This window comes from Kribbella sp. DT2, from assembly GCF_049844575.1.
In the GTDB taxonomy this organism is placed as follows: domain Bacteria; phylum Actinomycetota; class Actinomycetes; order Propionibacteriales; family Kribbellaceae; genus Kribbella.
In genome coordinates, this window is the sequence record NZ_JBNCLH010000001.1 from 1,245,934 (window position 1) to 1,258,705 (window position 12,772).

12 protein-coding genes are annotated in these 12,772 nt (G+C 70.3%); 4 read left to right on the top strand and 8 right to left on the bottom strand.

All coding sequences use genetic code 11. The features are described from left to right. Window positions 1–127: 127 nt before the first annotated feature. From ACLQ2O_RS05960 to ACLQ2O_RS05980, 5 genes are read right to left on the bottom strand one after another with little or no spacing between them, the layout of a single operon-like run. Entirely contained in the window at window positions 128–967 is an 840-nt protein-coding gene (locus tag ACLQ2O_RS05960; RefSeq protein ID WP_425828002.1) for a biotin-dependent carboxyltransferase family protein, read from the bottom strand. Further along, window positions 964–1,587, bottom strand: a complete 624-nt coding sequence (locus tag ACLQ2O_RS05965) for a 5-oxoprolinase subunit B family protein (protein ID WP_425829079.1) — start codon at window positions 1,585–1,587, stop codon at window positions 964–966. Before ACLQ2O_RS05965 ends, ACLQ2O_RS05960 begins: the two co-directional genes overlap by 4 nt. Then, window positions 1,587–2,348 carry a LamB/YcsF family protein gene (locus tag ACLQ2O_RS05970; protein ID WP_425828004.1) on the bottom strand — a complete coding sequence of 254 codons (762 nt, stop codon included), beginning with the start codon at window positions 2,346–2,348 and terminating at the stop codon, window positions 1,587–1,589. The genes ACLQ2O_RS05965 and ACLQ2O_RS05970 overlap by 1 nt, the downstream gene beginning before the upstream one ends. 10 nt (window positions 2,349–2,358) lie before the next feature. Continuing rightward, window positions 2,359–3,642: an NRAMP family divalent metal transporter gene (locus ACLQ2O_RS05975; RefSeq protein ID WP_425828006.1), complete on the bottom strand. Its 1,284-nt coding sequence runs from the start codon at window positions 3,640–3,642 to the stop codon at window positions 2,359–2,361. A gap of 53 nt (window positions 3,643–3,695) precedes the next feature. Beyond that, entirely contained in the window at window positions 3,696–4,895 is a 1,200-nt protein-coding gene (locus ACLQ2O_RS05980) for a hypothetical protein (RefSeq protein ID WP_425828008.1), read from the bottom strand. A 126-nt stretch (window positions 4,896–5,021) separates the two neighbouring features. On the opposite strand from ACLQ2O_RS05980, the gene ACLQ2O_RS05985 reads away from it, so the two are divergent. The 4 genes from ACLQ2O_RS05985 (at window position 5,022) to ACLQ2O_RS06000 (ending at window position 8,402) form a co-directional block, all read left to right on the top strand. Next, entirely contained in the window at window positions 5,022–5,753 is a 732-nt protein-coding gene (locus tag ACLQ2O_RS05985) for a GntR family transcriptional regulator (protein WP_425828010.1), read from the top strand. 27 nt (window positions 5,754–5,780) lie between these two features. Further along, window positions 5,781–6,554 carry a putative hydro-lyase gene (locus ACLQ2O_RS05990; RefSeq protein ID WP_425828012.1) on the top strand — a complete coding sequence of 258 codons (774 nt, stop codon included), beginning with the start codon at window positions 5,781–5,783 and terminating at the stop codon, window positions 6,552–6,554. A gap of 12 nt (window positions 6,555–6,566) precedes the next feature. Next, the gene (locus tag ACLQ2O_RS05995) at window positions 6,567–7,988 is read left to right on the top strand and encodes an aminopeptidase P family protein (protein WP_425828014.1); all 1,422 of its coding nucleotides are present in this window, start codon (window positions 6,567–6,569) and stop codon (window positions 7,986–7,988) included. A gap of 207 nt (window positions 7,989–8,195) precedes the next feature. Further along, the gene (locus tag ACLQ2O_RS06000) at window positions 8,196–8,402 is read left to right on the top strand and encodes a hypothetical protein (RefSeq protein WP_425828016.1); all 207 of its coding nucleotides are present in this window, start codon (window positions 8,196–8,198) and stop codon (window positions 8,400–8,402) included. Between the two features lie 57 nt (window positions 8,403–8,459). Here ACLQ2O_RS06000 and ACLQ2O_RS06005 read toward each other — a convergent pair whose 3' ends face one another. The 3 genes from ACLQ2O_RS06005 to ACLQ2O_RS06015 form a co-directional block, all read right to left on the bottom strand. Further along, window positions 8,460–9,683, bottom strand: a complete 1,224-nt coding sequence (locus ACLQ2O_RS06005) for an IS30 family transposase (protein WP_425828018.1) — start codon at window positions 9,681–9,683, stop codon at window positions 8,460–8,462. A 78-nt stretch (window positions 9,684–9,761) separates the two neighbouring features. Beyond that, the gene (locus ACLQ2O_RS06010; protein WP_425828020.1) at window positions 9,762–11,033 is read right to left on the bottom strand and encodes a S1 family peptidase; all 1,272 of its coding nucleotides are present in this window, start codon (window positions 11,031–11,033) and stop codon (window positions 9,762–9,764) included. 199 nt (window positions 11,034–11,232) lie between these two features. Further along, window positions 11,233–12,753 carry an alpha/beta hydrolase gene (locus ACLQ2O_RS06015; protein ID WP_425828022.1) on the bottom strand — a complete coding sequence of 507 codons (1,521 nt, stop codon included), beginning with the start codon at window positions 12,751–12,753 and terminating at the stop codon, window positions 11,233–11,235. Window positions 12,754–12,772: the final 19 nt, after the last annotated feature.

Below are 12,772 nucleotides of genomic sequence, written 5' to 3' on the forward strand. Positions count from 1 at the left end.
CGGGAAAGGGTCTCGACTTTGTGCACCGCTCAGCCAGAACTTCGCCCCTGTCGTGACTGGCCGGTGCCCAAGGTCGCACTCAAAGGGGCAGAGGAGGGTGGACCGCACCGGATCCACGGACTCAGGTTTAGGCGCGGAAGCGCAGGGACTGGCCCGGGCGGAGTTGGCCGCAGGCGTCCAGGTCCGGGGCGGCGACGTACGCGATGACCGGGTAGCCGCCGGTGACCGGGTGGTCGGCGAGGAAGAGGACCGGGAGCCCGGACGGCGGGATCTGGAGGGCGCCGAGCTCCATGCCTTCGCTCGGGAGCTCGCCGTCCTGCGCTCGCTCGAGGGGCTTACCTTCGAAACGTACGCCGACGCGGTTGCTGTTGCTGCTGACCGTGTACGACTGGCCGGTCAGTGACTGCCAGCCCGCGTCGGTGAACCAGTCGCGGCGTGGGCCGGGCAGGACCCGGACCGACACCTCGTCGCCGGGTGGGTCCGCGACCGGGGCCAGGTCGACGCCGGGCATCGGGCCGTGGTCCTTGCCTAGGGCAACCACGTCGCCGGCGGCGACGCGGGCCGGGCCGAGCCCGGAGAGCAGATCGGTCGAGCGGGAGCCGAGCACCGGGTCGACGTCGAGGCCGCCGCGGAAGGCGACGTACGAGCGCAGGCCGGTCCGGGGAGTGCCGAGCTGGAGGACCTCGTCCTTGCGGAGCAGGGCCGGGGCATTGAGTGCGACATTCGAGCACGGTGCCCCGGTGACCGCGTAGACGAGGTCGGACTCGGCGAGCACCGAGAGCCCGCCGAAGGTGACCTCCAGGGTGGCGGCGTCCGGGTGGTTGCCGACGAGGCGGTTCGCCAGCTGGTACGACGTACGGTCGCAGGCGCCGGAGCGGCCGATGCCGAGCGCGGCTTGGCCGGGGCGGCCGGAGTCTTGGATGGTGGTGAGTGGGCCGGTCGCCAGGACCTCGAAGCGGGCGGTCATCCGCGCCGGCCGTTGGGGGCGGTGGCATCGACAAAACGGATCCGGCGGCCGGGGCTCAGCAAGGCCGCCGGGTCCCGGTTGAGATCGAAGACGGCCACGTCCGTCCGGCCGAGCAACTGCCAGCCACCGGGGGACTCGCGTGGGTAGACCCCGCTGAACTCACCGGCCAGGCCGACCGAGCCGGCGGGGACCTTGGTGCGCGGCGACGACCGGCGGGGGATGTCCCAGGCGGACTTGCCGGTGAGGTAGCCGAAGCCGGGTGCGAAGCCGCAGAAGGCGACGGTCCACTCGTCGGCGGTGTGGCGCCGGACGACCTCCTCGACCGAGCAGGACAGCAGCTCGGCGACATCCCCGAGGTCCTCGCCGTCGTACACGACGGGGATCTCGACCAGGTCGCCGCCGATCCGGCGGTCCTCCAACGGAGTGGTGCTGAGCAAGGCGCGTTCCAGGGTCGAGAGGTCAGCGTTGTCGATGGTCACCATCACTGTCCGGCCCGCCGGCACGATGTCGACGACACCGGCCGGCGGGTCGGCGCGCAGCGCCGCGTAGTACCCGAGGACCTGGTCGAGATCCTCGAGCTCGACCAGCAGTGCTGAACTACCGCAGGGAAGTACGCGCATCACGCCGCGAACGGAGTGAGTTCGACCCCGGCGTCAGCAAGGGCCTTGCGGACCCGTTGAGCGATCTGTACGGCGCCAGGCGTGTCCCCGTGCAGGCAGATCGACCCGGGCTGCAACTGCAAATCCCCGCCCTTGACGTCCTTGATCGGCGCACCCGTCGCCATCGCCACGCACCGCCGCGCGATCTCGCGCCCGTCGTGCAGCACCGAACCGGGCTCCCGGCGCGAGACCAACGTGCCGTCCGGCGAGTACGCCCGGTCGGCGAAGGCCTCGTGGACGACGGACAGCCCGGCCTCCTCGGCCAGCTTCAGCCAGACCGCGCCCGGCAGACCGAGCACCGGCAGCGCGCGGTCGTAGTCGGCGACCGCGGCGACCACCGCGGCGGCCTGCTCCTCGTGGTGCCCGATCGTGTTGTAGAGCGCGCCGTGCGGTTTCACGTACGCGACCTCCGACCCGGCGACCCGGGCGAAGGCGTCCAGCGCGGCGATCTGGTAGAGCACCTCGTCCCGCAGCGCCGCCGGTTCGATGTCGATGAACCGGCGGCCGAAGCCGGGCTTGTCGGCGTACCCGACGTGCGCGCCGATCGCGACGTCGCGATCGGCGGCCCGGCGGCAGACCGCGCGCATGATGGACGGGTCGCCGGCGTGGAAGCCGCAGGCGACGTTGGCGCTGGTGACGACGTCGAGCAGGGCGTTGTCGTCGCCCATCGCCCAGCTGCCGTAGCCCTCGCCGAGGTCGGCGTTCAGGTCGACGGTGTTCATCGGGAGCCTCCTAGCTGAACAGATCGATGACCGGGCGGACCGAGCGCACCGCCAGGTAGATGGTGAGCACCCACGCGGCCGTGCCGACCAGGAGCAGCCAGCGCGGGTACTGGTACCCGCGCAGCAGGTCCTTGCGTCGCCATGCCACCCAGAGAAGCACACCGATCCCGACGGGCAGCAGCAGGCCGTTGAACGCACCCGCGAACACGAGCAGCGTGGTCGGCGCCGTCCCGACAACCAGGTAGATGATCGTGGTCACCGCGATGAACCCGACCACGAGCGCGGTCCGCATCCGGTCGCTGGTCTTCGTCCGCGACGTGATGAACGAAACCGTCGTGTACGACGCACCGATCACGCTCGTGATCGCCGCGGCCCACAGCACGATGCCGAAGACCCGCAACCCGACCTCACCGGCGGACTGCTGGAACGCCGACGCGGCCGGGCTGGCCGGGTCGAGCTTGGTGCCGCCGGCCACCACGCCGAGGATCGCCAGGAACAGCACGATCCGCATCACGCCGGTGATCAGGATGCCGGTCACCGACCCGCGGGTGATGTCCCGGACGTGCTCCGGGCCGCTGATGCCGGAGTCGAGCAGGCGGTGCGCCCCGGCGTACACGATGTAGCCGCCGATGGTGCCGCCGATCAGGGTGGTGATCGCCAGGAACTCGACCTGCTCGGGCAGGACGACGTTCTTCAGCGCCTCCCCGACCGGTGGGCCGGAGGTGATCGCGATGTACGTCGTGAGCACGATCATCAGCGCACCGAGCACGAACACGATCCGGTCCATCGCCAGCCCGGCCCGCTTCGACAAGAAGATGCCGATGGCAACGAGTGCGGAGAGCGCGCCGCCGAGCTTCGGGTCCAGCCCGAACATCGCGTCGGTGCCCAGCCCGGAGCCGGAGACGTTGCCGATGTTGAAGACCAGGCCGCCGACGAACAGCAGCGCGGCCATCGCCCAGCCGAGCCCGGGGGCGACCAGGTTGCCGAGCTCCTGGGCGCGGCGGCCGGAGACGCCGATCACCCGCCAGACGTTCAGCTGCAGGGCGATGTCGACCAGGATCGACGCGGCGATGGCGAAGGCGAACGCGGCCCCGAGCTGGACCGTGAACGTCGTGGTCTGGGTGATGAAGCCCGGGCCGATGGCCGAGGTGGCCATCAGGAACATCGCCCCGATCAGGGTCGACCGGGTGCTGGCCTTCATCGAGCCGGTGGACTCGGAGGTGGGGCGGCCGACGCGGCGGACCGGGCGTTGTGAGCCCGGCTTGGTCGGCGGCTTGAGCGGCGGGTTGGCCATGGTTGTCTCCTGGTCTCAGCAAGCGGGTGTTGAGAGAAGGGACCGGTACGGCGCTAGGGCCGGACGGTCTTGCCGGCGGCCTCGACGAGGGCGACGGTCTGGTCCACGACAGCCTTGCGGTCAGCCTCGAACTCGGGGCTGGTCAGTGCACTCGCATCCGTGGGGTACTCCAGGGCCGAGATGTGCAGGTGCCCACCCGGCATGGTCGGGTGGCCGCTCCCCAGCCGCAGCCGGTTGGTCCGGTACATCGACTCGTTCGACAGGTAGTTGCTGCCCGGCGCGCTCGCCGCGTGCGCGCCCGGCGACGGGTCGGGCGCGGTGCGCAGGGCGTCCGGGTCGGGGAAGGTGCCGGCCGGCCACTCGGTGATGCCCGGGTTGAGCGTGACCGGCCACGGGCCGCTGCCGGCCGCGATCATCGCGTCGTACGGCAGCGTGGTCTCGATGAACTGCGGCGACGGCTGCGGCTGCGGCCAGAGCGCGGAGGCGGAGATCGGGCCCCAGTTGAGCGCGCGGTTGTTGTCGGGGGTGCCGCCGCGGAAGCCGCCGGCCCACTTCTCGATGTGCATGGCCCCGCGGCGGGTCTGGCTGATCGTCATCAGCGCGTCGAGCGCGCCGCGGTGGCGCGGGTCCTCGGGGCCGACCAGCCACGGGCCGAAGGCGTCCTCGACGACGCCCTGGTCGAAGTCGGTCCAGTTCACCGGGAGCATCACGGTCCGGATCGTCACTTCGCCGTACGGCGTGCGCACGGTCCGCCCATCGAGCTGCAGCGCCGAGGCACCGGACGGGTTGGAGTGTCGCAGGCTGTCGTCGAGGCTGTAGGTGTCGAAGCCGCTGACCAGGAGCTTGGCGCCGTCGTCGGGGAAGGACACGGCGTCGATCCCGCGGGAGGCGTAGTCGAACTGCCGCAGGATCGCCCGGTGCTGCAGGTTGGTGAGCGGGAACGACGGCTCCCACTCGCGGATCGCGCGGCTCATCGACGTCCGGGCCCAGTAGAGCGGGCGGTCGTCGTACGGGTCGATGGTGCCGGAGGTGAGGCGGCCCTGGGCGCGGTCGACGGCGGTTGTCCACAGGGTCGCGCCGGCGGTCCGGATCGCGGCCGCGGCCTCGGTGACGCCCGCGTGGCCGGTGAGCTTGGCGGTGAAGTCGTCGACGAGGCCCTCGAAGCCGGCCGCCTCGACGAAGTCGCGGGCGACCGGGGTCGTCCGGCCGGGCAGGCTCAGCGTCGTCCGCTGCTCCTCGACGGTCAGCATCATGACGACTCCCTGCGATCGGCGGATCCACTTCTGGTGACCTCAAAGGTAGAGATTGTTCAACAATCCTGCAAGACTCTCGTTCAACGCAGTTTCGCTTCCCGGCCCGGAGTGGGTGATGATGCGAGGGTGTCCAGTTCCAGCGAGAGCCGTCCGCCCGCTGAGCCCGGGACCGACACGTCCTGGCTCCGGGCCGTCGCGGACGACGCCGCGCTCTTCGACCGGAGCAGTTCGGCCGAACGCGTCGCCGACGTCCTGCGCCGCCGGATCACCGAAGGCGTGCTCCGGCCCGGGACCCAGCTGTCCGAGGAACTGCTCAAGGAAGCCCTCCAGGTCAGCCGGAACACGCTGCGCGAGGCCTTTCGCCTGCTCACCCACGAGGGCCTGCTGGTGCACCGGATGCACCGCGGCGTCTTCGTCCCTGACCTCACCGAGGACGACCTGCTCGACCTCTACCGGCTCCGGCGGGTGCTCGAGTGCGACGTCGTACGGACGCTCGACGGGCTGGAGCCCGACCAGCTCGAGCCGCTCCGCGAGGACGTCGCGGCCAGCGAGGCCGCGGCCCTGGCCGAGGACTGGATCTCCGTCGGTACGGCGAACATGCGCTTCCACCGGCACCTCGTCGGCTTGGCCGGCAGCACCCGGATGGACGAGATCACCGGCCGCCTGCTCGCCGAGCTGCGCCTGCTCTTCCACGTCATCGCCACGCCGCGCGCGCTGCACGAGCCCTACATCGCGCGCAACCGGTCCCTGCTCGAACTGCTCGAAGCCGGCGAGTACCCCCGCGCCGCCGACGAGCTCAACGCCTACCTGCTCGACTCCCAGGCGGCTCTGCTCGCCGCCTTTCGCGCTCGGCCGTGACCTGGGGGTCCTCTCGAAGGAGCCCCGATGACCGCCACCCCCGCCGAAGCCCGAGCCCGGTACCGCGACGGACTCGTCGCGCCGACCACCGGTCACGCCCCCGGTTTCACCCAGGCGAACCTGGTGATCCTGCCGCGCGACTGGGCCTACGACATGCTGCTGTTCGGCCAGCGCAACCCGCAGCCGGTCCCGCTGCTCGACGTCACCGACGCCGGATCGTTCCGTACGACGCTCGCGCCCGAGGCGGACCTGCGCACCGATCTGCCGCAGTACCGGGTCTGGCGCGACGGTGAGTTGGTCGACGAGCCGAGCGAGATCACCGGGCTGTGGCGCGACGACCTGGTCAGCTTCCTGATCGGGTGCAGCTTCAGCTTCGAGACCGCCCTGCTCGACGCCGGCGTACCGGTCCGGAACCTCGAGCAAGGGCGGAACGTGTCGATGTACAGGACGTCGATCCGGTGCCGTCCGGCCGGGCGGCTCGAAGGGCCGCTGGTGGTGTCGATGCGGCCGATCCCGGCCGGGCTGGTGGCGACCGCGGTGCAGGTGACCGGGCGGATGCCGCAGGTTCACGGAGCGCCCGTGCACGTCGGCGAACCGGCCACGCTCGGTGTCCGCGACCTGGCAGAACCGGACTTCGGCGAACCGGTTGAGACCCAACCGGGCGATGTGCCGGTTTTTTGGGCTTGCGGAGTGACGCCCCAAGCTGCGTTGATGGCTTCACGGCCCCCGTTCGCGATCACGCACGCCCCCGGGCACATGTTCGTGACGGATGTGCCGGACGACGTCTACCGACAGCCGTAGGGGAGCAGGGGCATGGGCGAGGACCGGACCGAAGAACAGCGCAAGTCGTACCGGCCGATCGACGCGAAGGGTTTCCGGGACGCGATCGCGCGGAACTGGGGGCCGGTCGACCGGTCCGTCGTACTGCCGGAAGGGCTGGCCGAGGCCGCCGCGGAGCACCGGCGCAAGCTCAGTACGGCGTTGCCGGGACGGCGGATCGCGCTCGGCGCGGGGCAGGCGCCGGTCCGGTCGAACGACACCGACTACCGCTTCCGGGCCGACAGTGACTTCGTGTGGCTGACCGGTTGCCAGGCCGAGGGTGCCGTCCTGGTGATCTCGGCGGACGGTGACGCGACGCTCTACCTGCGCGAGACCGCCGGGCCGGACGAGGCCGACTACTTCGCCAACGCGCGGGACGGCGAGCTGTGGATCGGGCCGGTGCCGGGGCTGAAGGACTGGTCGGAGGCGCTGCAGATCGCGTGCCGTCCGATCGAGGAGCTGCCGGCCGCCGTACGGGGTGCTGTGCCGGCAATGCTGTCGGTGCCCGGGGTCGAGCCGATGCTGGACGCGCTGGTTCGGACGTCGCGGATCGACGGCGACATCCTGCGGCAGTCGATCTCGGAGCTGCGCCGGATCAAGGACGACTGGGAGCTCGACCAGCTGCGCGAGGCCGTCGAGGCCAGTGTGCAGGGTTTCGCCGACGTCGCCCGGGAGCTGCCGGAGGCGATCCGCGGCGGGGGTGAGCGGTGGCTGGAGGGCACGTTCGACCGGCGAGCCCGTACGGCGGGCAACGGCGTCGGCTACGCGTCGATCGTTGCCGCTGGCAATCACGCGCCGGTGCTGCACTGGGTCCGCAACGACGGCGCGGTCCGCGAGGGCGACGTGATCCTGCTGGACGCCGGGGTCGAGACCCGCACGCTGTACACGGCCGACGTGACACGGACGTTCCCGGCGACGGGTGAGTTCACGACCGCGCAGCGTCAGGTGTACGACCTGGTGCACAAGGCGCAGCTGGCCGCGCTCGCGGCGGTCACGCCTGGTGCGCCGTACCGGGCCTTCCAGTACGAGGCGATGCGCGTGCTCGTCGAGGGTCTGCGGGACTGGGGCATCGTCGACGTCTCGCTGGACGAGGCGCTCGGCCCGGACGGTCAGCAGCACCGCCGGTACGTCGTCTGCGGCCTCGGCCACTTCATCGGCCTGGACGTGCACGACTGCGACGCCGCCCGCCCCGAGACGTACTTCGCCGCCGACCTCGAGGTCGGCATGGCCCTGGCCGTCGAGCCCGGCCTCTACTTCCACCCCCACGACGAGACCGTCCCGCCCGAACTGCGCGGGATCGGCATCCGGATCGAGGACAACGTGGTGGTCCACTCCGACCGCCTCGAGATCCTCACCGAGCCCCTCCCGATCACCGCCGACGGCGTGGAGCAGTGGGTCAAGACTCAGCGACCGTGAGTAGTCAATCAATCACTTAAAATAATCTGGTCACAGGTAGTAACGCCGGGGCGGTCGGCTCCGATGTAGTCAGCGGGGGAGGGTCGCTTTCGGCTCGGTGCGTGGTGGTGGGGGCCGCGGCCACGCACCGGCCGGACGGCCCCGAACTTGGGACCCGGGGGGGACCCAGGGGTTGTGAGGCACGGGGGTACGACGATGAATTTGCGCGTGCGTGTTGTGCGCTGTGGATGTGCGGGCGGCCGGCACTGGTACGCCGACATCGACGACGCGGAGGACCCGCAGCCCGACGACCCGTTCTGGTACGTCGACGGGTGCGCGAGTCAGAAGCAGGCGCTGGAGACGGCCTGCGAGCAACTGTCGAGCCTGGCTGGCCGGATGTACCGGGGAGATCGCCTGCTGCGGGTGCTCGACTGAACGGACCGAAGCCCCGACCCTCATGGCGGTTTCAAGGGGTCGTTGCAACACAGGTGATTAGCTGGCTGTTGCCAGGAGTTTAGCGAGACGCTCGGCTGGGGTTTCCCAGTCGAGCGTTTTGCGTGGTCTGCCGTTGAGTCTTGCGGCGATGGCAGCGAGGTGGTCGGTGGTGTGGACTGACAGGTCGGTGCCTTTGGGGAAGTACTGCCGCAGCAGGCCGTTGGTGTTCTCGTTCGAGCCGCGTTGCCAGGGTGAGTGCGGGTCGCAGAAGTAGACCGGGAGATCGGCGGCCAGGGAGAACTGGTGGTGCAGGGCCATTTCGGCGCCTTGGTCCCAGGTCAGTGAGCGTTTCAGGTGGGTGGGCAGGGTGGCTGCGGTTGCGAGGAGGGCGTCGCGGACGGTCTCGGCGTCGCGGTTGCCGGGCAGGTGGACCAGCAGCACGTAGCGGGTGGCGCGCTCCACCAGGGTGCCGATCTGGGAACTACCGTCCTTGCCGATGATGAGGTCGCCTTCCCAGTGGCCGGGAACAGCCCGATCCTCGACCTCGGCTGGACGGTCGCTGATCATGATCATCGGTGTGGTGAACCGGGGCTGGCGTTGGTCAGGGCGCCTGTGCGGTTTGCGGTAGGTGCGGCCGGTGCGCAACGCGGCGGTGAGTTCTCGGCGCAGCTCGCCGCGGCCCTGGACGTAGAGGGCCTGGTAGATCGTTTCGTGCGACACCTGCATCTCCGGGGAGTCGGCGTAGGTCCGGCGCAGACTACGACTGATCTGCTCCGGACTCCATTCCAGCCCCAGCCAGCCCTGGACGACGGCACGTAACTCAGGATTGGCCGCGAGCTTGCCGCCCTTGGGGCGTGGCCGGCGGGCATCAGCGCGAGCCTGAGCCGCGTGGGGACGGTAGTCGCCACTGCCCGGGTGAGCGTTTCGTCTGATCTCGCGGCTGACCGTCGAGGCCGACCGGCCCAACTCGACAGCAATAACCCGGATCGATGCCCTCGCCCGGCGCCGGTCGGCGATCACGATCCGTTCGTCTTCACTCAAAAACCGCGACGAGGCCTCGGCCAGCAGCACCTTCCGTGCCGCCGGCCGAGACCTCTTCACCCGACCTGCAGGGCGCCCGTTGCGCCACTCACGGCCGGTTCGCTCGTTGACACCGACCCGCCGTGAGGCTGCCCTGTTGCTATAGCCCTGGTCCACGAGCCGAAAGTATTCCGCCCGCTCACGAACCAACTTCTTGGGACCTTGAGCTACTCCTCGTCCCCTACGAACCTCGAAACCCATCGCACCCCTCGAACTGAGGTGTTGCGACGACCTCTAGAACCCAAGCATCAGGTCGGGGCTTCAGCCGTTCACGAGCCGTCAGCCGCGGGTCAGCGTGACGCCGTAGTAGCTCGCGGCGTCGACGACCGGCTGGTAGAACGAGTACGAGCCGGTGGCGTTGCCGCCCTGGTTGAAGCCGCAGTCGTGGCCGTCGGACGGGCCGCCGGACGTCATGCCCTGCGCGACGGTGCCGGAGATGTAGGCGCCGCCGGAGTCGCCGCCCTCGGTGCAGACCGTCGAGCGGGCCAGACCGCTGGTGCGGGTGACGCTGCCGCCCGCGCCGCCGTAGTTGACGGTCAGGTTGTACTGCGTGATCGTGCCGCAGGTCCAGCCGGTCGTGTTGCCGGCCTTGCAGATCGTCGAGCCGACCGGAGCCTTCGACGAGCCGGTGACCCGGGTCGTCTGGCCGTTGCGGTTGTCGATGTAGCCGCGGCCGACGTTGTTCGCGTCGATGTCCATCAGGCCCATGTCGACACTCGGCTGGCCGGTCCGGAAGCGGCTGGCGACGCCGACCCCGAGCCGTACCCCGGACGCGTTCTGCACGCGCGGGTTGCCCTCGACGCAGTGGCCCGCGCTGAGCATCACGTTGTCGCTGCCGTTGCGCGTACCGGAGAAGCCGAGCGAGCAGTTCGTGCCCGGGACCAGGTCCATGATCTGGCCGCCGATCACGTCGGCGGTCATCGCCAGGGTGGTGGTGCCGGTGCTCACGGCAACGCCCGGGAGCGCCTTCAACTGCTTGACCAGGGCAACGGTGTTCGCGGACTGCTTGCCAGGCTGCAGGATGATCCGCAGCGTGTCGGTCGGCAGGTCGGCGCCGATCTGCTGAACCTGCGTCGAGCCGGACCTGTCGATCAGCGCCTGGGCCCGCGTCTGCAGCGCGGTCAGCGCCTTCTCGCCGCGGGTGACGCTCCGCGGGGTCAGGCCGTTCGCCTTGGCGGCGTCAGCGGCGGCGGTGGTGTGCACGTTCACGACCAGGCGACGGGCCGAGTCGAAGAACGCACCGTCCAGGCCGGGGTCGGCCTTGGCGGCGCGGGACGCCTTGGCCAGTTGGGCCTGCACGGTCTCGAGCGCGGCGGTCTTGCTGTGCTCGGCGTCCATCCGGAGCTTGGCGTCGGACGCGGAGACACCCCAGCTCGTGCCGAGGACGTCGTACACGCCGTCGATCGGCTCGGGGACCGGCGCGCTGCCGGCGGACTGGATCGGCGCCAGGGCGGCGGCGCCGAGTCCGAGTGCCAGCGCGGCTCCGACCAGGGTCTTGCGGAACTGCCGGGGACGGAATCGTTCGGGGCGGGGCGGGGAATCAAAGGACATGGTCACATCCGGTTCCTCTGGGTGGCCTTGCCTCACAGGGCCACGGTGAGGAGATCGTTGAGGCTACGGACGATCACCACAAGGGAACGGACGGTCACGGTTGCCTCGGGAGAGGTGGTCAAGGGAAAGCCTTCGGGTGAACGACCGATCACCCCCTGTCAACCAGCGGTCGACCGAGGGTGATCCTTCGTAAATCGGTTTAGCTCGTCGGGTCGACCGCCGCGCAGCTCGTTCCACGGCGCGGTACGTCGAGCGCGACCAAGTAGTCGTCGACCGTTGCCTCCATGCACGGACTCGAGGTGTAGCTGCCGTGCCCCCAACCGCGGTACGTGACCAGTACGCCGTCCCGGCCGAGCTGGCGGGCGACGCTTCGGGCGCCGTTGTAGCCGGTCGCGGGATCGTGCAGGCTGTTGATCAGCAGCGCCGGCGTGCGCAGGTCGTACGCCTTCGGATCGCGCTGCGGGTTGGGCGCCTTCGGGAGACCCAGGCAGGTCGACACGGCGAGCAGTTGGCCTGGGTAGCGCAGGTCCTCGTTGTCCCGCGCCAGCCGTCGCAGGTGTTCGGCGTACTCGCCGTAGTTGCGGACCGGCAGGCTGAAGTCGCGGCAGAACGTCACGAACGCGAAGCTCGTCAGTCCGGTCGGAACCGGGGGCTGCTCGGTCGGCGGCGGGCTCTTGTCCAGCGTGGCCAGCAGGTCGGCGAGCTTGGCCCAGTCCGGTCCGTAGAAGGTCCGGAACGTCACGAAGCTCAGCTGGTACGGCGTGATCGGGGACGACGGGTGCTGCGGATCCGGGAGCTCGCCGCGGTCGGCGCGGGCGAGAAGCCGGTCCCACAACGCGTGGATGTCCTGGCCGTGCAGGGCGCAGGTCGTTGCCGTCGTGCACCACTTCACGAACTCGTCGAAGGAGTCCTGGCCCGCCCAGGCCTGCGCGTCGAGGAACTCGCCGGTCGTCGCGGAGCTGTGGTCGAAGACGCTCTCCAGCACGAGCGCGCGGGTCCGCTGCGGGTAGCGCTGGGCGTACTGCTGGCCGAGCAAGGTGCCGTACGAGCTGCCGTGGAAGGAGATTCGTTGCTCGCCCAGGGCGGCGCGGATCGCGTCGACGTCGCGCACGGTCTGCAGGGTGTCGAGGTGGTCGTAGACCGGGCCGGTGTTCTTGCGGCAGTCGGTGGCGAGCTCGTGGTTGTACTTGATGGTGGCGTCGAAGTCGCTGTGGTTCTCGAGGATCGGCGACGGTTGGCGGGCGAGCAGTGCGGCCGAGCACATCACGGCGTTGCTGCGGGCCACACCACGTGGGTCGAAGCTGACGATGTCGAAGCGGTCCTCGAGCTGCTGGCTGAACCGGCTCATGCCGGTGCGAATGCGGTCGACACCGGAGTCGCCGGGTCCGCCAGGGCCGAACACCAGTACGCCGACCCGCTGGTCCACGCCGCGGCCGCCGGCCGGGCCGGACGAGGAGCCGGCCTTGCGCCGCGCGACCGCGAGTTCGAAGGTACCGTCGCCTGGCTTGTTCCAGTCGATCGGCACGGTCAGCGTTCCGCACCCCGAGCCGGGGAGGAGGGCGATCTCCTCGGGGGTGTCGCCGGGCTCGGGCTTGCAGTCCGCCCAGGCGATCGAGGGCTGGGGCTTGGGGGCGGTTTGCTCGGCCGAAGCCGTCGCCGGTGGGGCGACCATCGCCGTCGCGGCGATGAGGACCACCCCCCAGGTGGTTCGTCGGAACACGGGATCTCCTGTTGTCGTA